Here is a 19,798-nt window from a genome sequence, read left to right as displayed (position 1 = left end):
ACGACATTTTTCGGAGCGCGTCCGTCGTGAGGGCTCAGCCCATGCGGCGGTGCTGGTTCTCCTCCTTGGACGGGCCGGGCGCGGCCGGGGCGATCAGCGGCCCCGGCAGGGACGGGTCGAGCACGCCCTCCTCCAGCCAGGTGTAGGAGTCGTTCATCAGGCGGCGGGCGAGCTTGCCGTCCAGGTCGTCGGTATTGGACCACAGCCCTTCGAAGAGGGTGTGGATCCGCAGCCGGGCCTGGTGGCAGAACACGTCGGCCAGCTCCTGCGGGGTGGTGCCGCGATCGGGGTGGGCGTCCGCGTCGGCCTGGGCGCGCACGATGACGGCGGTCATCGCGAACAGTTCGGCGCCGATGTCCACCACGCGCCCCAGGAAGCCCTGCTTGACCTCCATCTTCCCCTGCCAGAGCGACATCGCGTAGAACGTGGACCGGGCCAGCTTGCGCGAGGTGCGCTCCACGAAACGCAGGTGGGCGGCGAGCGGACCGAACTCCACGAAGGCCGACGGCACCTGGCCCTGGCCGACCACCAGGGTTGGTAGCCACTTGGCGTAGAACCCGCTCGCCCTGGCCAGCGCCCGTGCCTTGTCGGAGCGGTCGGCTTCGGGGTCGATGATGTCTCCGGCCACGGACAGGTGCGCGTCCACCGCCTCACGGGCGATCAGGAGATGCATGATCTCCGAACTTCCCTCGAAGATTCTGTTGATGCGTAGGTCGCGGAGCATCTGTTCGGCGGGCACTCCGCGCTCACCGCGCGCGGCCAGGGAGTCGGCGGTCTCGAAACCGCGACCGCCGCGGACCTGGACGAGTTCGTCGGCGATCGTGTACGCCATCTCCGAGGCCCACAGCTTGGCGATGGCCGCCTCGATGCGGATGTCGTGGCGCTTGTCGTCGGCCATCTGACTGGACAGGTCCAGCATGGCCTCCATGGCGTAGGTGGTGGCGGCGATGAAGGACAGCTTCTTGGCCACCTCCTCGTGCTTGCCGACCGGGCGGCCCCACTGGACGCGTTCGCGCGCCCACTCTCGGGCGACCTTGGTGGCCCACTTGCCCGCGCTCGCGCACATGGCGGGCAGGGACAGGCGGCCGGTATTGAGGGTGGCCAGGGCGATGCGCAGCCCGTGTCCCTCCTTGCCGATCCGGTTGGCGGCGGGCACCCGCACCTGGTGCAGGCGGGTGACGCCGTTCTCCAGCCCCTTGAGCCCCATGAAGCGGTTGCGGTGCTCCACGGTGATGCCGGGGGAACCGCCCTCGACGACGAACGCCGTGATGCCGCCGCGGTGGCCGGGGCTCTCGGGCACGCGCGCCATCACCACGAGGAGTTCGGCCACCACACCGTTGGTGGTCCACAGCTTGACCCCGTCCAGCACGTACTCCGAGCCGTCCTCGGTGGGCGTGGCCGTGGCGTGCAGCCGCGCCGGGTCGCTGCCGACGTCGGGTTCGGTGAGCAGGAAGGCGCTGATCGCACCCCCGGCGCAGCGGGGCAGGAACTCCCGCTTCTGCGCGTCGGTGCCGAACATGGAGACCGGTTGCGGGACGCCGATGGACTGGTGTGCCGAGAGCAGGGCGCCGATCGCGGGGGAGACGGAGCCGACCAGCATCAGTGCACGGTTGTAGTACACCTGCGTGAGGCCGAGCCCGCCGTACTCGCTGGAGATCTTCATCCCGAACGCGCCGACGTCGCGCAGGGCCGCGATGGTCTCGTCGGGGATACGTTCCTCGCGTTCGATCCGCTGGGGGTCGATGTCCTCGCACACGTCCCTGAGCTTGGCGAGGAACGCCTCACCGCGCTGGCGCGCGGGTTCGTCGGGACGGGGGAAGGGGTGGACCAGGTCCAGGCGCAGGCGGCCCAGGTACAGCTCCTTGGCGAAACTGGGCTGGCTCCAACCGCTCTCGCGGGCCTGTTCGGCCACCTGACGAGCCTTGCGCTCGTCGACCTCGGGTTGGTTGGCCCCGGGTCGGGCGCCGGATTGGGGTTCGACCGTCGACATGGGCGTGCTCACCTCACTGAGGGAAAGGTCGATGTGGTCTGAGTCACAGGCCTACCCTGGGTTGGTGGATCTGACTCTCGGGCGCGCCGAGGAGCTGGTGGACTCTTCGTGCCTGGCGCCTCCTGCCTGCCTGGTCGGTGCGGTCTCCCGGCGCGGCAAAGTCCCAGTTCATGGGCCTGGAGGTAACTTTCTGCCCGCTTTGGGGCAAAAACCTTGCGCGCAATGCGAACCGTTTGCATGGGTTGGCCGTCCAACGGGGCGCGACGGAAACCAACCGAGCATGTGCCGGGAGTCGCCCAAGCCCCGGTGCGGAGGACGGCCGCACCGGGGCTTCTTCATGTGTCCACACCTGTTCACCCCGTGTGTTCGGTGGTCCACCGGTGTGTTGCTCCAGGTCCGACCAGCTCGTCGCCGCGATCCTCTAGCCTTTGGCTGTGCGTATCGCGACATGGAATGTGAACAGCAGCCGCGCCAGGGCCGAGCGGATCGGCGACTGGTTGGACCGGAGCGACGTCGACGTCCTCGCCATGCAGGAGACCAAGGCCCGCGACCACCAGTTCCCCGAGTCGGTTTTCACCGACCGCGGGTACGAGGTCGCCCACCACGGGCTCTCCCAGTGGAACGGGGTCGCGATCGCCTCGCGGGTGGGGCTGGAGGACGTCCGGATCGGCTTCCCCGGGCAGCCCGGCTTCGGTGACCCGGAGGAGCGCGAGGCCCGCGCCATCGCAGCCACCTGCGGCGGCGTCCAGGTGTGGAGCCTGTACGTGCCCAACGGCCGCGAGGTCGACCACCCCCACTACGCCTACAAGCTCCGCTGGCTGGAGGCCCTGCGCGAGGCGGGCGCCGCACGCCTGGCCGAGGTCCCCGAAGCGCAGATCGCCTACGTCGGCGACTTCAACATCGCTCCACAGGACGACGACGTGTGGGACATGGCCGCCTTCGAAGGGCTGACCCACGTCACCGAACCCGAGCGGGCCGCCTTCGCCGAGCTGGTGGACGCGGGCTTTTCCGAGGTCGTGCGCGACTACACCCCCGGACCCGGCGTGTACACGTACTGGGACTACAAGGGGCTGGCCTTCCCCAAGCGCAAGGGCATGCGCATCGACTTCGTGCTCGCCTCGCCCGCGCTGCGGGCCCGGGTGACCGGAGCGAGCATCGACCGCGAGGAGCGTAAGGGCAAGGGCGCCTCCGACCACGCCCCGGTCATCGTTGCCCTCGACGGTGCCGACAGCCAGCCGGTCGACCGGCCCCAAACCAAGAAGTGACCCGGCCTAAGAAGTGACCCGGCCCAAGGGCCGAGCGAACCCGACTCGTGACCCGGTCGAAAACCCGGGAAACCCCGAGCAGTGAACAGCGAAGTGAGTAACGAAGTGAGCTCCGCAGCACCGCGCCTCGCCGTATTCGGCAGCGTCAACATGGACCTGGTGGCCTACGTGGACGAGGTGCCCGGCGGCGGCGAGACCGTCACCGGCACCGACTTCCGGCAGGTTCCCGGCGGCAAGGGCGCCAACCAGGCGGTGGCGGCCGCGCGGGCCGGGGCCGACGTGACCTTCCTCGGCGCGGTCGGCGACGACGCCTTCGGCACCGAACTGCGCGACAACCTGGTGGCCGGCGGGATCGACGTCTCCGGGCTGCGCACGGTCCCCGGGGTGTCCGGGGTCGCGCACATCGTCGTGGACGGCCACGGCGGCAACCGCATCATCGTTGTCCCCGGAGCGAACGGCGAGGCCGGGGTCTCCGAGGGCGACGAGGCGCTGGTGGCCGGGTCCGCGGCGCTGCTGCTCCAGCTGGAGCTGCCCATGGACGCGGTGGTCGCCGGGGCCCGCCTGGGCCGCGGGCTGGGCGTCCCGGTTTACCTGACGCCTGCCCCCGCGCGCGAGCTCCCGGAGGAGCTGCTGGAGAACGTGGACGTCCTGGTGCCCAACCAGCACGAGGCCGCGGCGATCACCGGGCACACCGAGCCGTACGCCGCCCTGGCGGCGCTGCTGGAGAGGGTGCCCGAGGTGCTGCTGACACTGGGCGAGGGCGGCTCGTTGTACGGGCGCCGCGGTGAGGAGCCGGTGCATGTTCCGGCGCTCCGGGTAGAAGCGGTGGACACGACCGCGGCCGGGGACACGTTCTGCGGTTCGTTCGCGGTGGCCCGGGCGGAGGGCCGGTCGGCGCGGGAGGCGATGGAGTTCGCCGCGGCGGCGGCCGCGATCTCCGTGGGACGGCACGGAGCCAGCTCCTCGATGGCCTCGCGGGACGAGGTCGAGGCTCTGCTCAAGGGCTGATGCGGTTGTACTCAGCGGTTGAGGTGGCCGTGCCGGTGATCCCCGTCAGTGGCCCTGCCGACGGACCGGAGGATCGGGCACATGCCCTGGCCCGTGCGGTCAGGAGGTGTGCCCGATCTGTTTGAGGAAGGGCGCGGGATCCTGGTTCTGCAGGCGCACCTCCAGCACGATGTCCACAGTGTCGCCCACGATCCGCCCGCCCCAGGGCGTCGATCCGCCGTCGCCGACTCCGAAGTCGGACAGGCTGATCCGGGTGGTGGCGGAGAAGTAGTGTCCGTGGGTGTCGTCGGGGGAGCCGAGGTCGGGGGCGTCACCCACCCACTCCGAACTCAGGCTGACCGGGACCTGCTTGCCGTGGATCTCGAGGTCGCCGTGCAGGCGGAAGGAGTTGTGCCGTCTGGTCTGCTCTAAACCGGTGGAGGTGAAGCGGATCTGCGGGTGCTGCTGCACGTCCAGGAAGTCGGGGGAGCGCAGGTGCGCATCGCGCGCGTTGACCCCGGTGTTGACGCTGGTGGCGTCGATCGCGATGGATACCGAGGACCGGGTGGGGTCTTCGGCCACCCGGACCTGCCCCTCGGCCTGGCCGAAGGTGCCCTGAACCCGGCCGAACCGCAGGTAGTGGGCGACGAAGATCAGGCTGGAGTGCAACGGGTCGAGGTGCCAGGTACCGGGGCCCGGGCCGAACTCCGCGTGGGTGGATGTCATAGGCGAAAACTCCCTTTATGTCCCGTATGCGGCAAACGTCCACACACTTTAGGTCTGATGCCCCACCGGAACCCCGGGTTCCGGCCTGACCTGCGGCGAGACATTCGACTCGGGCTTTTCGCGAAGGTGCTCAAACCGCCCCTGGCAAGGCGAATCGGCTTATTTATGTGGGCTGTTCGAGGTGCTTCGGTGACCCCGCCCACGGCCGGTTCCGGCCATCGGGGGAGCGGGGTTCCGGCCGCCCTCCGCGCACACGAGTCGCGCATACGAAAGGAGGGCCAGGGCGCTGGGCTCCGACCCTCCTTCGTGTGCTCTGGATACCGCTACCTACGGCTACATGTACTCGGGTGACTCCACGCCGAGCAGCTCCAGTCCTTGGACCAGCACGCGCAGTGCCACGGAGACCAGCGCCAGCCGCGACTCGCGTTCGGCCTCGGTCCCGGCGGTCAGCACCGGGCAGTGCTCGTAGAACGCCGTGAGGTTCTGCGCCAGCTCGAACAGGTACGTGGACAGGCGGTGCGGCTGGAGGTGGTCGCCGACCTGCTCCACCACCGCGCCGAAGCCCAGCAGCTTGAGCGCGAGGTCGCGCTCGGCGCCCTCGGCCACGGTGATCTGCCCGTCGATCGCCTGCGGGTCCACCCCGCCCTTGCGGAAGATGGAGCGGATCCGGGCCTGCGCGTACTGCAGGTACGGGCCCGTGTTGCCGGTCAGCGCCAGCATGCGGTCGAAGTCGAACACGTACTCGGTGTCGTGCGAGACCGACAGGTCCGCGTACTTCACCGCGCCGATGCCGACCTTGTAGGCGATCTCGGCCTGCTGCTCGGCGTCGAGGTCGGGGCGGTTCTGCGCGACCACGGCCGCGGCCCGCTCGATCGCCTCGTCCAGCAGTTGCATGAGCCGGACCGGCTGGCCGCTGCGGGTACGCAGGATCTTGCCGTCCGGGCCCAACACGTTGCCGATCTGCACGTGCGTGGTCTCGACGCTGTCCTGCAGCCAGCCGGCCTTGCGGGCGGTGGCCCACACCATCTTGAAGTGCATGGCTTGCGGGGCGCCGACCACGTACAGGACGCGGTCGGCCTTGAGGTCGTCCACCCGGTAGCGCACGGTCGCCAGGTCCGTGGTGGCGTAGCCGTAACCGCCGTCACTCTTGCGGATGATCAGCGGCACCGGCTTGTCCTCGCGGCCGGTGAAGCCCTCGAGGAACACGCACAGCGCGCCGTCGCTGACCTCGGCGATGCCCTTGGCCTCGAGCTCGTCGCAGACGTCGGCGAGCACCGCGTTGTAGCTGCTCTCCCCGGCGAGGTCGTCATCGGTGAGGGTGACGCCGAGCTTGGTGTAGACCTTGTTGAAGTAGACCTTCGACAGGCCCACCAGCTTGCGCCACAGGCGCAGGGTCTCCTCGTCGCCGCCCTGGAGGGCGACCACTCGGCGGCGCGCGCGGGCGGCGAACTCGTCCTCGCCCTCATCGGAGGAGTCGAACTTGGTCCGGGCCGCCTGGTAGAAGGCGTTGGGGTCGGTGGTGAGCAGGTCGGCGTCGGGGGACTCCTCACCGACCTCCAGCAGGTGCTCGATGAGCATGCCGAAGGGGGTGCCCCAGTCACCGATGTGGTTCTGCCGGATGACGTTGTGGCCCAGGAACTCCAGGGTCCGCGCCAGGGAATCGCCGACCACGGTGGTGCGCAGGTGCCCGACGTGCATCTCCTTGGCCACGTTGGGCGCGGAGTAGTCGAGCGGGATGTTCAGGCGCTCCTGGAGCGGCACACCTACGCGGGGGTCGTCGAGGAGCTGACGGGTCTGCTCGGCGATCCAGTCCTCGCGGAGCGTGAGGTTGATGAAGCCCGGCCCGCTGACCTCGACGTCGCGGCAGACGTCGGACACGTCGAGGTGCTCCATGATCGCCGCGGAGACCTCGCGGGGCTTTCGGCCCAGGCGCTTGGCGAGCGCGAGTGCGGCGTTCGCCTGGTAGTCAGCGAACTGGGACGGGCGGATGACGGGGTCGGTGTCGGCGAACTCGGGGCCGAAAGCGGCGCCGAGGGCGGACTGGACCCGTCGCGAGAGTACTTCCTGCGGGTCGGCCATACCCCTAAGCCTACCGACCGGGCATGCCCTTCCCGCCAGTTGTCAAACAGGCCACACGGGCCCTGTGGAGCGTGGGGGGCTGGATACGCTCCCCGCATGAACCACCGGACGAGTGAACCGAATGACCCGAAGAGTGAGTCGTGGGCGGAGCCGCGGGGCGGTCTGTGGGACCCGGAGGCTCCGGGTGTGCTGCGCCTGCCCTCGGGGCGGCTGGTCCGCGGCCGGGGCCTGGGCTATCCGCTGCCGGAGGGCCCGCGCCCGGAGTTCGGGCTGTACCTGCTGGACCACGCGCCGCCGACCTTCACCTGGACCAACCACTGGGTGTCCTGGGAGGACTTCGGGCTGCCCTCCGATGACGCGGAGGCTCTGTCCCGCTTCCGGGAGGCCCTGGAACGGGCGGGTCGGGAACGGGTGGAACTGGCCTGCCTGGGCGGGCGCGGACGCACCGGGACCGCGCTGTCCTGCCTGGCGGTGCTGGACGGAGTCCCGGCGGAGAAGGCCGTGGCCTACGTGCGCGAGCACTACTCTCCGCACGCGGTGGAGACCCCTGAGCAGGAGCGCTACGTGCGGCGTTTCGGGCGCTGACCCGGTTGGAGCCTGTGCACGCACGCCGGGTGGTCCGCTGCGCTCTGGCAGCCGAGGATCCTGGAACGCCCTGGACGGTTGGTGAGGGAGTCTCTAAAGGCCGAAAGGGTAGCCGGGGATGGCTTCTTTCGCCGCACCTTGCGATTCGAAGTCGATTTCCTGGAATTCAGATATCTCGATCCCGGCCTCTGCTTCAGCTGGCGCCGAAGGCTGGTTTTCGGCACCCTTGGTGATCCGATTTGTGGCGTTCGGGACTTGGGTCAGTGGTCACCCCGGGGTGTGTGTAACTATTTTATATCGGGCGATTGGGTCCTGTTTCGGGATTTCTTGAAGAGAATTTTTTTCTGTCGCTGTCCTGCGAGCGTTTTTGGTGTGGAAATTATGAGTTCTTGTGGGTAGCGTGCGTGGCTAAGAGGGCAGTGGCACGCTCTTCGAAAATTCGTTCGGAGGGTTGTGTAGATCCTCTTCCAGGGCACGATTGGGAATCGTGTCCGCATTAGCACGCGATCCTTGTTTTTCGGTATCCGAATCAGGAGTACGTGGTTATCTATGGCGCCTGTTCTCACTCGAACTCTCAACCGATCCCTGCCGATCCACTGGGCAGCGGCCGGACTCGCTTTCCTGCTCGTTCTGAGCGTGCTCGCCCTCACTCCGGACAGCGCGCGAGCCCAGGTGGCCCCTGTTGGTCTCGGCAGCGCTGACTCGTTCGCGGTCCTGGCGGGCCAGACCGTCACCAACACCGGATCCACCCAGATCTCCGGAGATGTGGGCGTGAGTCCGGGAACCGCGATCACAGGCCTCACCCAGGATCAGGTCAACGGCGAGATCCATGAAGGGGGCGCCGTGGCGCTCCAGGCGCAGAACGACCTGACCACCGCTTACAACGACGCCGCGGGGCGGACCCCGGCGACCGCTCTGCCAGACGACATCGGCGGGCAGACGTATATCGAAGGTGTCTACCGGCACGCATCCCAGCTTGAGCTGACCGGGACCGTCACCCTCGACGCTCAGGGCGACCCCGACGCCGTCTTCATCTTCCAGGTCGGATCCGCGTTCATCACCGCGTCGGGTAGCAGGGTCTCGCTGATCAATGGGGCTCAGGCATGCAACGTCTTCTGGCAGGTCGGGAGCTCCGCGACGCTGGGCACCAACTCGACGTTCGTGGGCAACGTTCTCGCCCTGACGTCGATCGCCGCGCAGTCGGGGACCACAGTGGACGGAAGGCTTCTCGCTCGGGAAGGCGAAGTCACCCTCGACAACAACACCATCCAGCGCGCTGACTGTGACAACGGCAACGGCGACAACGGGGACAACGGCAACGGCGACAACGGGAACGGGAACGGGGACAACGGGAACGGAGACAACGGGAACGGGAACGGCGACAACGGGAACGGGGACAACGGGAACGGGAACGGGGACAACGGGAACGGCGACAACGGGAACGGGGACAACGGCAACGGCGACAACGGGAACGGGAACGGGGACAACGGCAACGGCGACAACGGGAACGGGAACGGGGACAACGGCAACGGAGACAACGGCAACGGGGACAACGGCAACGGAGACAACGGCGACAACGGCAACGGGAACGGAGACAACGGGGATAACGGGAACGGCAATGGCGACAACGGATACGGCGGTTACGCGCTTCGTTGACAACGAACGCGATGAGGTTCGCCAGTGCCCGACTGATTGCGCGTCTGGTGCTCTGAAGTGACCTCGTAGCATCCGCGCTCTGGCCCGTCCCGCCTCGTAGGACGAGGGGCGGGCCAGAGCTGTTCGGACTCCGCCGGCCGGTTTCGTGCGTGTCGACGACCCAGCGAGATCGGAGTCCGGGTCAGCGGTCTTCGGTGCGCCGGTGCAGCCAGTGGGGGGAGCGGTGCGGAACCCGGCGGCGGATCTGTTCGCCTATCCGGCCGCCGGACAGGTCGTGGGCGAGTCGGCAGGCGTGCGCGATGCCCTCGGGATGGCTGTCGCCGTGGGCGATGACGACTGTGCCGTTGAGGCCCAGCAGGGCCGCGCCACCGTAGGTCTCACTGTCGAAGCGCTCCTGGAGCTTGCGCAGGGCGCCGCGCTGGAGCATCGTCCCCGCCTTGGCCATGGTGGAGGAGGTGAGCGCCTCCTTCACGGCGTTCAGGGTGAAGGCCGCGGTCCCCTCGATGGTCTTGAGTGCCACGTTGCCGCTGTGGCCGTCGGTGACCACCACGTCGACCTTCCCCCGGAACAGGTCGTGGCCCTCGATGTTGCCGCGGAAGTCCATGGTCTCCGAGCCCTCCGCCAGGGCGGCCAGCATCTCGCTGGCCCTGCGGATGAGCTTGTTGCCCTTGCCCGGCTCCGAACCGATGTTGAGCACGCCCACGCGCGGCCGTTCGACCCCGAAGGCGGTCTGCGAGTAGGCGCAGCCCAGGTGCGCGAACTGGACCAGCATCTCCGGCTTGGCGTCGGCATTGGCCCCCGCGTCCACCATGATCGTCGGTACCGGTCCGGTGGGAAGGGTCACCGCCAGAGCCGGGCGCAGTACACCCGGCTGGGTGCGCAGCCGCACCGTGGAGGTGGCCACGATCCCGCCGGTGGAGCCCGCCGACACCAGGGCGTGGGCGTCGCCCCGGCGGATCAGCCGGCAGGCCACCGCGGCGCTGGAGCGGGGCCGCCGCCAGCTGGCCAGCGCCCCCTCGTGCATCGCGATGTCGTCCTCGGCGTGCACCACCGGGATGTCGCGCAGGGCGCCTTCCTCGGCGAGCATGGCGGCGATCTCGGTCCGCCGTCCTACGAGCAGGACCCGCAGGCCCAGTTCGCGCACGGCCATGACGGCGCCGCGCACGATCTCGCGGGGCGCGTTGTCTCCGCCCATGGCGTCCACCGCGATGATCGGCGGTGACGTACGCGGGACCGGGGAGTCCGCGTCGGATGTGCCAGTCACAGCTTCCTCACACGGTCGGTTGGTGTTCGGCGGGCGGGTAGTGTGTGCCGTTCGCGCAGCTCGACACGGGTCGGTGCCACGGGTGCCAGCACGGCTTCGCGGCAGGGGTGAGCACGCCCTCAGGGGCTGTGCGGGTGGTGTGGTGACACGCTATCGGGTCGTCCTCGCTCCGCCTGCGGACGGCACCTTCGCGCACCCATGCGAGGATACTTCCAGTATGTCCAGGTCAGGGCTGGATATTGCGCAGAGTGGGTACAAATCCCCTAGTCGGGGTATACCCGCTCGCTGGCTCGGTCACTGGCAACACTCCGAGCACAGCTGATAACCGAATTTCATCCCACGGTGGTCTCCCCGGTACCCGTATGCCGGAACCACCGGTTCAGGGCTGCCCTCCTTCACCAGGGAGGGCCCCTGTTCAACCGCAGGAGAGGAGAGGCGTGAGCGTTACGCCAGACGTGGCACAGTCCCCGTCCGCCGGACGTCGGTTTCGTGCCTACACGACGAAACACCTCGACGAGCTCACAGCGCGAGCCGGTCTCGCCGCCGACGAGCAGCTCGCGGTCAAGGCGGTCGCCAATGTGCTTCCGTTCCGCGTCAACAGCTACGTCATCGACGAGCTGATCGACTGGGATGCCGCTCCGGACGATCCGATCTACCGCCTCGTCTTCCCGCAGGCCGACATGCTGCCGCAGGACGACGTCGCCAGGATCGCCGACCTGATCAGCTCGGGCGCCGGGCGCAAGGAGCTTAACGAGGCCGCCAACCAGGTCCGGGCCAAGCTCAACCCGCACCCGGCCGGCCAGATGGACCTCAACGTGCCCACCTCGGGCAACGAGGAGCCCATCCCGGGGATCCAGCACAAGTACAAGGAGACGGTGCTCTTCTTCCCGAAGCAGGGGCAGACGTGTCACGCGTACTGCACCTACTGTTTCCGCTGGGCGCAGTTCGTCGGCGACGCCGACCTGAAGTTCGCGTCCGGTGAGATCGACCAGATGGTCGAGTACGTGCGCTCGCACCCCGAGGTCACCAGTGTCCTGTTCACCGGTGGCGACCCGATGATCATGGGTGAGGGGGTCATCTCCCGCTACATCGAGCCGCTGCTGGAGATCGAGCACCTCGAGGCGATCCGGATCGGGACCAAGGCGCTGGCCTACTGGCCGCAGCGCTTCACCACCGACCCGGACGCGGACGACACGCTCCGCCTGTTCGAGAAGGTTGTGGCTTCGGGCAAGAACCTCGCGTTCATGGCCCACTTCTCGCACCCGAACGAGATGAAGCCCGAGCTCGTGCAGGAGGCCGTGCGCCGGATCCGCGCCACGGGGGCGGTCATCCGCACCCAGGCCCCGCTGATCCGCACGATCAACGACGACTCGGCCACGTGGGAGGACATGTGGCGGACGCACCTGCGCCACGGCATGGTGCCCTACTACATGTTCGTCGAGCGTGACACCGGCCCGCAGGACTACTTCGCGGTGCCGCTGGCCGAGGCGTACGACATCTTCCGCGGTGCCTACACGAAGGTCTCGGGCCTGGCCCGGACCGTGCGCGGCCCGTCGATGTCGGCGACACCGGGCAAGGTGTGCGTGGACGGTGTGACGGAGATCTTGGGAGAGAAGGTCTTCGTTCTGCACTTCATCCAAGCGCGCGACCCGGAGCTGGTCGGCAAGCCCTTCTTCGCCAAGTACGACGAGAAGGCCGCCTGGTTGTTCGACCTCAAGCCCGCCTTCGGCGCCACTCACTTCCCGTGGGAGCAGGCCCCGATCGGCACCAACGGCCTGGTCGACCCCACTCGCCTCTAGCGCGCTGGCGGGGTAGCCGAACAGTCAGGCTACGCAGGCGGTAATGAGGCTGTGCGGCGGTAACACACGGAGCCCGGCACCTGGGAGGTGCCGGGCTCCGTTCGTGTCCGCGTCGTGGACGGAAACACAGCCGCCGCGGGACGGGGTCGACCGCGCGGCTGACGGCGCGGACACGTTTCCTGGGCTGGTCTGCCGGTGGGGGAAGAGGTGCCCAGGGTGGGGGATTTCGGGGAGGGTCTGGGGTGTGGGGTCCGTGTTCCGGATCCCGGGGTGTCGGATCCGGGGAGCCGGGTCAGTCGATGAGTGCGTCGAATTCGCCGGTCTTGGCGCCGCGGACGAACGCCCTGATCTCCGCGGGCGTGTAGACCAGTGCGGGGCCCTCGGGGTCCCGGGAATTGCGGACGGCGATGTCGCCGCCGGGGAGCTCCGCCACCTCCACGCAGTTCCCGTCCGGGTTACTCCAACTGCTCTTGGTCCATACGACCTTCAACCGGTCCGCGGGGACGCCGTTGTAGATCGGGTGCATCCTCAACCTCCTGGAACATCGGGGACTCGTGAGCGGGGTGTCCACAGCGGCTCCGGCACGCCGTGCTCGTAGGGTCGGACCACCCTGACCGCCGTCCGCCCTGTCCCAGGACGGACGGGCTTTCGGGGGCAGTCCGTTCGTCCCCGTGCGAGCCCAAAGCGTAGTGCATGCACGTGCATACGTGATTGCATCGGTAAGTGCCTCTACGTCACCTGTGGCCGGGGCGATGGTGGAACCGCATGTCACGCCTAACGTGCCGGATCCCTCGATGGTTCGGTGTTCCAGGATTGTTGCCCACTCGTGGCCGAAGGCGGACATGAGAATGACCCGGCGGGTACGCAGGGCGTTCGCGGGGCCGCTCAGGGTATGCGGTGGGGGCGTGGTCCGGGCCTGACCGAACCGGGGGGATCGTGTGGGGGACGGAGTGGGGCGGGGCGGGCCGGAGGGTTGCTCAGCCGCCGTAGTGCTTGCGGAAGCGCTCGAGGATCTCCGTGGTGGCGCTCGGCAGTGGCGCCTGGGTGGCGAGGTGGTCCATCGTCTGCGCGTAGCGGCTCGTGTCGTCGTACTTGTCGAAGTACAGCGCGCTGTTCAGCTGCTCCAGGTAGACCACGTCGGGCAGCTGGGGCGTGGGGAACCGCAGGATGCTGAAGGGGCCGCCCGCGGCCGGGTGGCCGCCCATGGCGAACGTCGCGATCTGGATCGTGATGTTGGGCCGGCGCGACATCTCCAGAAGGTGCTCGATCTGCTCACGCATCACTTCGGCGTCCCCGTAGGGGCGGTGCAGGACCGCCTCGTCGATGACCGCCCACAGGCGCGGCGGCTCACTCTCGGGCCGGGTGAAACGCCGTTGCCGATGCATGCGCATGTTCACACGACTGGTCACGTCCTCCTCGGAGGTCGCGGTGCGGGAGAGCTGGATGACCGAGCGGGCGTACCCCTCGGTCTGGAGCAGGCCGGGTACGAACTGCACCTCGAAGGTCCGGATCACCGCCGCGGCCTCCTCCAGGCCCACGTAGACGCCGAACCACTGCGGCAACACGTCACCGTACTTGTGCCACCACCCCTGGGCGTTGGCGCTGGAGATCATCCCGACCAGCGCCTCACGCTGCTCAGGCTCCTCCACGCCGTACAGTTTCAGCAGGTCGTCCACGTCGCGGTGTTTGAAACTGACCTGGCCGAGCTCCATTCGGCTGATCTTGGCGTGGGAGGCGCGGATCGCGTATCCGGCGTCCTCCCGGGAAATGCCCTTCTCCTGGCGCAGGCGCCGCAGCTGGGTGCCGAGCAGAATGCGCAGCACGGTGGGACCACCACTGGAATTGGCCAGAAAATCCTGTGTGACCTGGTGGTTCGGCATTGGGTCGGCTGCCACTTCGCCTCCCTGGGAGTGGTTTTGGCGCGAGCGACCGCTCAGTATACCGATGTCGCTGTTCCGCGGCAGAGGGCGGATCGCGGATTTTCGGTCCCTCGCGAGTGACATGTCGGCAAACTCCGGAGATCGGGTCCGAATTCTTCGTCATGGGGCCTACCGAAAGGTACACAGCGTCCTATAGTGTTGCGCGAAAGTCGATCTGCACGTGCATCTGTGGCTTGCGTATGTAAGGAACACGTGCGTGGGGCAGGGCGCGGCGGACGCCGGACGCGCGAACCGACATCACCCGTGAGGACCGTGATGAACGCAGAGCTGATGCCCTCGGAGCTGGACACCGGGGCATCCTGGGACCGCCCTTCCCGTGTGCGGGCCCCGGAAAGGACACGGTGCGGGTGGTGGGACCCGTCGCTCGGTCGGCTCGGGATCGGCGAGAGCGCGCGCACCCCCGGCGCTGCGGCTGCCGCCTACGGGGCGGTGCCGGACTCGGTCCGGTCGGCGCGTGAGTTTGGTGTCGCGAGCCTGTCCGCCTGGGGCATGCCGGACATGGCGGAGAACCTGCGGCTGATCATCTCCGAACTGGTCGGGAACGCCTGCCGGCACGCGGTCGCCGACGACCTCCCCGCGTTGACCCGGGTTGCCCTCCAGCTCAGGTCGCTGCCCGAGCACGACGCCGTGGTGTGCATGGTCGCCGACCCCAGCCCGCACGGCCCGGTGCAGGTCGACGCACACCATTTCGCTGAGTCCGGACGTGGGCTCGGGCTGATCTCGGCTTTCAGCCGTGAATGGGGCTGGAACCCCCTGGAGGAGGAGGGAAAGGTCGTCTGGGCGATGTGCGGTTCTGATCTGTTCTGACGGCGGCCCGTGCCCCGCAGAGAACGGACAGCACCAGTGCTTCGGGAGAGTGGTCCCGCCTGGCAAGCCGAGTAGGCTGTCAATGCATGTCGGTATTTGACCGACGGCGGTAAGAAACCACCGGCCCCGAACACGGGAGTAAGGCGTGGCCGTACTGGATCCGGACCAGGAGCGCTTCCGGTGCGACGGTGTGTCCGTCGTGTACCTGAAGGGCGAGATCGACATCGCCACCGCCGAGGGCGTGTACGCCAGCCTGGCTTCGGCCGTGGTCGAGAACTGTACGGTCGTCGACCTGAGCGCGGTGGACTTCATCGACGCTTCGGGGGTCAACGCCCTGGTGGGCGCGCTCCGGGTCGCCGCCGGAGCCCAGCACCACCTCCTGATCGCGAGCCCGCCTCGGCAGCTGTGCCGGATCCTGGACGTCCTCGACCTGCACGGGTTACTACCCACCCACGCCGACGCCGAGACGGCCCGCGCCAGCCACACCGCCCACGCGATGCACTGAGCCGACTGGGACCAGACACCACCGAGGGCCGCGCGCTCCGTGAACGCGAACGGGGCGTGCGGTCCGGGGTTCGACTCCCGCACAGCACGCCCCGCTCACCGAGGGAACGTGTCCCGACCTACTCCACGGTCACGCTCTTGGCGAGGTTGCGGGGTTGGTCGACGTCATTGCCCTTGGCCAGGGCCAGCTCGCACGCGAACACCTGCATGGGGATCGTCGAGACGATCGGCTGCAGCAGGGTCGGCACCGCCGGGATCTCGATGAGCACGTCCGAGTACGGGCGCACCGACTCGTCGCCCTCCTCGGCGATCACGATGGTGCGGGCGCCGCGGGCGCGCACCTCCTGGATGTTCGACACGATCTTGTCGTGCAGCACGCTGCGGCCCTTGGGCGAGGGCACCACGACGACCACCGGCAGACCGTCCTCGATCAGCGCGATCGGGCCGTGCTTGAGCTCACCGGCGGCGAACGCCTCGGCGTGCATGTACGCCAGCTCCTTGAGCTTGAGCGCACCCTCCATCGCCACCGGGTAACCCACGTGGCGGCCGAGGAACAGCACGGTGTCGGCGTCGGCCAGCGAGCGGGCCAGCTCCCGGACCGGCTCCACCGTGTCCAGGACCTTCTCGATCTGCTCGGGCATGGTGGCCAGCTGCGCGATCACGGCGTTGATCTCGTCGCCGAACTTCATCCCGCGCACCTGGGCCAGGTACAGGCCGATCAGGTAGCAGGCGGCCAGCTGGGTGAGGAAGGTCTTGGTGGCGGCCACCCCGACCTCCGGGCCGGCGTGCGTGTACAGCACGCCGTCGGACTCACGCGGGATGGTGGACCCGTTGACGTTGCAGATCGCCAGCACACGGGCGCGCTGCTCGCGGGCGTAGCGGACCGCCATCAGGGTGTCCATGCTCTCGCCGGACTGGGAGATGGCGATGACCAGGGTCTGCTGGTCCAGGATCGGGTCGCGGTAGCGGAACTCGCTGGCGACCTCCACCTCGCAGGGGATCCGGCACCAGTGCTCGATCGCGTACTTGGCGATCAGGCCCGCGTGGTAGGACGTGCCGCACGCGATGATCACGATCTTCTCAACCGACCGCAGCTCGGCGGGGGTCAGCCGCATCTCGTCCAGGGTGAGCTGGCCGTCCACGGAGACTCGGCCCAGGAGGGTGTCGGCGACAGCCTTGGGCTGCTCGACGATCTCCTTGAGCATGAAGTAGTCGAAGCCGTCCTTCTCCGCAGCGGAGGCGTCCCAGTCGACGTGGTACTCGTGCACGTCCACGGGGTTGCCGTCGTAGTCGGTGACGACCACGGAGTCGGCGCGCAGCTCCACGACCTGGTCCTGGCCCAGCTCGACCGCTTCGCGGGTGTGGGCGATGAACGCCGCCACGTCGCTGGCCAGGAAGTTCTCGCCCTCGCCGCGGCCGACGACCAGCGGGGAGTTGCGGCGGGCCGCGACGACCAGCTCGGGGTCGTCGTTGGAGATGGCGACCAGCGTGAAGGCACCCTCAAGACGCTTGCACACGGAGCGCATGGCCCCGGGGAGGTCACCGTCGCCGCGCCGCTCCAGCTCCTTGTTGAGCAGGTGGGAGGCGACCTCGGTGTCGGTCTCGGACAGGAACTTGCAGCCCTGCTCCTCCAGCTCCAGACGGAGGGAGGCGAAGTTCTCGATGATGCCGTTGTGGACGATCGCCACCCGGTTGTCGTTGTCGACGTGGGGGTGGGCGTTCACGTCGTTGGGCGCACCGTGCGTGGCCCAACGAGTGTGGCCGATCCCCGCACCGTCACCCTCGATGGGGCGCTCTTCCAGGGCCTGGCGCAGGTTGGCGAGCTTGCCCGCTCGTTTCTCGGAGCGCAGGGTTCCCTCACCCAGCACCGCGACACCCGCGGAGTCATATCCGCGGTACTCCAACCTTGCGAGGCCGTCCACGACAACCTCAAGCGCCGGTTGCGGCCCGACGTAGCCAACGATTCCGCACATGGCCGCCAGCGTAAGCGAAAAGATGTCCGGAATCGACCAACCAGTGGTGCATACCACTGGTCGTTTTCGCAGGTAACGGTATAGACCATTTGGTGTATTGGAGGTAGACCACGCAGGTGGGAGGGGTGGACCGGTCTCTGAGTGGAACTGGTTCCGGCCGTCCGAACCTGGCCAAAAAACCTTTCACGTCGGCGGGGTGAACGTGTGGTTTCGGGCACGTTCCAGTCCCAGGTCGGACAAGGGGGGACCAGCTGCCCGGAGTGGGGGAGTGGCTCGTCTAGTGTGGTCAACCGTGTCTCACGCGACGAAGAACGGCTTCTCCTCGCCGTACGTGGAACTGGACCGCGCGGCCTGGGCCGCCCTCCGGTCCTCCACGCCCCTGTCCTTGACCGAGGCCGACCTCAGCGACCTGCGGGGTACCAACGACCCCACCTCCCTTGAGGAGGTGCGCGACATCTACCTGCCCCTGTCCCGGCTGCTCAACCTGCACGTGGGCGCCACCCAGCAGCGGCACGCCGCGGTGCGCGCCTTCCTCGGCGAGTCCGACCGGCCCTCGCCGTTCATCATCGGTGTGGCGGGCAGCGTCGCCGTGGGTAAGTCCACCACGGCCCGTCTACTGCGCTCCCTGCTCGCCCAGTGGCCCAACCACCCGGACGTCGAGCTGGTCAGTACGGACAACTTCCTCTACCCGAACGCGGTGCTCCAGTCCCGCGGCCTCATGCGCCGCAAGGGATTCCCGGAGAGCTACGACCGCCGCGCGCTCGTCCGCTTCGTCTCCGAGATGAAGGCCGGGGCGGACCGCCTGGACATCCCCGTCTACTCCCACCTGCACTACGACGTCGTTCCCGGCGAACGCCAGACCGTGCATCGCCCGGACATCCTCATCGTCGAGGGCATCAACGTCCTCCAGCCCGCCACCGCCGGTCGCCTGGCCGTCGCCGACTTCTTCGACTACTCCATCTACGTGGACGCCAAGGTCGAGAACATCCGCAGCTGGTACCTCGACCGCTTCCGCGAACTCCGCCGCACCGCCTTCTCCGACCCCCGCTCCTACTTCCACCACATGGCGACCACCATCGAGGAGAACGACGCCCTGGAGTTCGCCGCCAACACCTGGCGCACCATCAACGAGGTCAACCTGGTGGAGAACATCCGCCCCACCCGCGGCCGCGCCACCCTGGTCCTCTTCAAGGGCGACGACCACCGGGTCAGCCGTGTCCGCCTCCGCAAGACCTGACCCATCTCGCTTCCGCGAGCGGGCCCGGGGTCGGGGGCGGGGCTGGGGCGAGTACGTTGCGGCTGGTCATTCGCTGCAGAGCGAGGGTGTGAGGAGTTATCCACAGGCCGCCCCAGCCAAGGTCGCGCTGCCCCTGGTTGGCGTGTTCTTCTCGATTAGGGGGATCTTCATGTTCCGCCCGCTTCGGCATGCCCAAAAACAAACCACAGCAGCCAACAACAGCGGGGCTCCCGCTCTCCCCTTCGGCACGGACCAGCGGACCAGCGGATCGGCGGCCTGGTAGACCAGCGGACCAGCGGACCAGCGGACCAGCGGACCAGCGGACCGGCGTGAACCGGTTCGCGTGTCCCCGGCTGGGCTGCTCCCTGGGCTCCGGTTCGGCTGCCCCCTGGTGTTGTGTGGGGTTCCCCCGTTTCCCGCCGCTTGATGGTGGCCGTCTCCGCTGCGCGCGTCAAGGTCGTCGCCGTCGCGGCTTCGCCGGATCGGGGCGCTCCACCTTGACCCGCTTCGCTGCGACGGCGGTTGGCGGCTGTCGGGAAACGGGGGAGGTGTGGTCGGGGTGGCAGACGGCCCCCGAAGGGGGGCCCGACAGGCCCAAAGGGCCCAACGGCAACAGCAACAGCAACGGCCAACTGCGCGGCCTTCGGCCGGAGCCCTCCACTGGTCGGAGCCCAACGCCTAGCCGTGTCGCGGCCGGTCACTCGCCCGGACGGAAAAGCGGCAGCGAGGGCAACAGGCTCCCCACCTCTGCGCGGACAGGGCCACGTGTCGCGGCCGGTCACTCGCGCCGACGCAATAGCGGTGGCGAGGATGGGGTTCAGCGCTGTGGTGCGGGCTATGGGGAAGCCAGGGTGTCCGTAACCCGCACTGAGGGCTGTCCGCTGCTTCCGAAACCCCCTCATCCCCGGTGATCTTGCTACCAGAGGCAAGTTCGGCGCTCTCGGGTTTCGTGGTTTTCGGGGTTATGTCCACTTCTGAGTGCTTTG

15 protein-coding genes are annotated in these 19,798 nt (G+C 68.3%); 8 read left to right on the top strand and 7 right to left on the bottom strand.

Translation table 11 applies throughout. From position 1 onward, the window contains the following. Window positions 1–34: 34 nt before the first annotated feature. Window positions 35–1,990: an acyl-CoA dehydrogenase family protein gene (locus D457_RS0121255; protein ID WP_017582693.1), complete on the bottom strand. Its 1,956-nt coding sequence runs from the start codon at window positions 1,988–1,990 to the stop codon at window positions 35–37. A 434-nt stretch (window positions 1,991–2,424) separates the two neighbouring features. On the opposite strand from D457_RS0121255, the gene D457_RS0121250 reads away from it, so the two are divergent. Further along, window positions 2,425–3,255 (top strand): exodeoxyribonuclease III, encoded by an 831-nt coding sequence (locus D457_RS0121250; protein WP_193374528.1) that lies wholly within the window; start codon window positions 2,425–2,427, stop codon window positions 3,253–3,255. A gap of 105 nt (window positions 3,256–3,360) precedes the next feature. Continuing rightward, a complete protein-coding gene (locus D457_RS0121245; RefSeq protein WP_026116876.1) occupies window positions 3,361–4,263 on the top strand; it encodes a ribokinase in 903 nt (300 codons plus the stop codon). Between the two features lie 99 nt (window positions 4,264–4,362). Here D457_RS0121245 and D457_RS0121240 read toward each other — a convergent pair whose 3' ends face one another. Together D457_RS0121240 and argS are read right to left on the bottom strand one after the other, a co-directional pair. Next, window positions 4,363–4,968 (bottom strand): YceI family protein, encoded by a 606-nt coding sequence (locus D457_RS0121240; protein WP_017582690.1) that lies wholly within the window; start codon window positions 4,966–4,968, stop codon window positions 4,363–4,365. Between the two features lie 333 nt (window positions 4,969–5,301). Beyond that, on the bottom strand, window positions 5,302–7,047 hold the full coding sequence (gene argS / locus D457_RS0121235; protein ID WP_017582689.1) for an arginine--tRNA ligase: 1,746 nt from the start codon (window positions 7,045–7,047) through the stop codon (window positions 5,302–5,304). Window positions 7,048–7,143: 96 nt separating this feature from the next. On the opposite strand from argS, the gene D457_RS0121230 reads away from it, so the two are divergent. Both D457_RS0121230 and D457_RS35410 read left to right on the top strand, forming a co-directional pair. Beyond that, window positions 7,144–7,632 (top strand): protein-tyrosine phosphatase family protein, encoded by a 489-nt coding sequence (locus D457_RS0121230; protein ID WP_017582688.1) that lies wholly within the window; start codon window positions 7,144–7,146, stop codon window positions 7,630–7,632. Between the two features lie 549 nt (window positions 7,633–8,181). Then, on the top strand, window positions 8,182–9,288 hold the full coding sequence (locus D457_RS35410) for an ice-binding family protein (protein ID WP_051072992.1): 1,107 nt from the start codon (window positions 8,182–8,184) through the stop codon (window positions 9,286–9,288). 181 nt (window positions 9,289–9,469) lie between these two features. Here the strand turns inward: D457_RS35410 and plsX are convergent, their stop codons facing one another. Then, a complete protein-coding gene (gene plsX / locus D457_RS0121220) occupies window positions 9,470–10,552 on the bottom strand; it encodes a phosphate acyltransferase PlsX (protein WP_017582687.1) in 1,083 nt (360 codons plus the stop codon). A gap of 455 nt (window positions 10,553–11,007) precedes the next feature. Between plsX and D457_RS0121215 the strand changes: the two genes are divergently transcribed. Continuing rightward, window positions 11,008–12,351 carry a KamA family radical SAM protein gene (locus D457_RS0121215; protein WP_017582686.1) on the top strand — a complete coding sequence of 448 codons (1,344 nt, stop codon included), beginning with the start codon at window positions 11,008–11,010 and terminating at the stop codon, window positions 12,349–12,351. A 292-nt stretch (window positions 12,352–12,643) separates the two neighbouring features. Here the strand turns inward: D457_RS0121215 and D457_RS0121210 are convergent, their stop codons facing one another. Both D457_RS0121210 and D457_RS0121205 read right to left on the bottom strand, forming a co-directional pair. Continuing rightward, window positions 12,644–12,877, bottom strand: coding sequence for a DUF397 domain-containing protein (locus D457_RS0121210; protein WP_017582685.1), 234 nt, complete (start codon window positions 12,875–12,877; stop codon window positions 12,644–12,646). A gap of 451 nt (window positions 12,878–13,328) precedes the next feature. Further along, entirely contained in the window at window positions 13,329–14,231 is a 903-nt protein-coding gene (locus tag D457_RS0121205) for a helix-turn-helix domain-containing protein (RefSeq protein WP_017582684.1), read from the bottom strand. A gap of 315 nt (window positions 14,232–14,546) precedes the next feature. Between D457_RS0121205 and D457_RS0121200 the strand changes: the two genes are divergently transcribed. Both D457_RS0121200 and D457_RS0121195 read left to right on the top strand, forming a co-directional pair. Further along, window positions 14,547–15,098: an ATP-binding protein gene (locus D457_RS0121200; protein ID WP_017582683.1), complete on the top strand. Its 552-nt coding sequence runs from the start codon at window positions 14,547–14,549 to the stop codon at window positions 15,096–15,098. Window positions 15,099–15,243: 145 nt separating this feature from the next. After that, window positions 15,244–15,603, top strand: a complete 360-nt coding sequence (locus D457_RS0121195) for an STAS domain-containing protein (RefSeq protein ID WP_017582682.1) — start codon at window positions 15,244–15,246, stop codon at window positions 15,601–15,603. Between the two features lie 118 nt (window positions 15,604–15,721). On the opposite strand, the gene glmS is transcribed toward D457_RS0121195, so the two are convergent. After that, window positions 15,722–17,575 carry a glutamine--fructose-6-phosphate transaminase (isomerizing) gene (gene glmS, locus D457_RS0121190; RefSeq protein WP_083926823.1) on the bottom strand — a complete coding sequence of 618 codons (1,854 nt, stop codon included), beginning with the start codon at window positions 17,573–17,575 and terminating at the stop codon, window positions 15,722–15,724. Window positions 17,576–17,906: 331 nt separating this feature from the next. On the opposite strand from glmS, the gene coaA reads away from it, so the two are divergent. Continuing rightward, entirely contained in the window at window positions 17,907–18,812 is a 906-nt protein-coding gene (gene coaA, locus D457_RS0121185) for a type I pantothenate kinase (RefSeq protein ID WP_017582680.1), read from the top strand. Window positions 18,813–19,798 lie beyond the last annotated feature (986 nt).

Origin of the sequence: Nocardiopsis valliformis DSM 45023, assembly GCF_000340985.1 — a bacterium.
GTDB lineage: Bacteria > Actinomycetota > Actinomycetes > Streptosporangiales > Streptosporangiaceae > Nocardiopsis > Nocardiopsis exhalans.
This window is presented reverse-complemented; position numbering and strand designations above follow the sequence as displayed.

What these genes read in the sequence shown, in the direction of transcription:
- D457_RS0121255 (WP_017582693.1), bottom strand. Translation starts at nt 1,990, where the DNA reads ATGTCGACGGTCGAACCCCAATCCGGCGCCCGACCCGGGGCCAACCAA.
- D457_RS0121240 (WP_017582690.1), bottom strand. Translation starts at nt 4,968, where the DNA reads ATGACATCCACCCACGCGGAGTTCGGCCCGGGCCCCGGTACCTGGCAC.
- argS (WP_017582689.1), bottom strand. Translation starts at nt 7,047, where the DNA reads ATGGCCGACCCGCAGGAAGTACTCTCGCGACGGGTCCAGTCCGCCCTC.
- D457_RS0121230 (WP_017582688.1), top strand. Translation starts at nt 7,144, where the DNA reads ATGAACCACCGGACGAGTGAACCGAATGACCCGAAGAGTGAGTCGTGG.
- D457_RS35410 (WP_051072992.1), top strand. Translation starts at nt 8,182, where the DNA reads ATGGCGCCTGTTCTCACTCGAACTCTCAACCGATCCCTGCCGATCCAC.
- D457_RS0121210 (WP_017582685.1), bottom strand. Translation starts at nt 12,877, where the DNA reads ATGCACCCGATCTACAACGGCGTCCCCGCGGACCGGTTGAAGGTCGTA.
- D457_RS0121205 (WP_017582684.1), bottom strand. Translation starts at nt 14,231, where the DNA reads ATGCCGAACCACCAGGTCACACAGGATTTTCTGGCCAATTCCAGTGGT.
- D457_RS0121200 (WP_017582683.1), top strand. Translation starts at nt 14,547, where the DNA reads ATGAACGCAGAGCTGATGCCCTCGGAGCTGGACACCGGGGCATCCTGG.
- glmS (WP_083926823.1), bottom strand. Translation starts at nt 17,575, where the DNA reads ATGTGCGGAATCGTTGGCTACGTCGGGCCGCAACCGGCGCTTGAGGTT.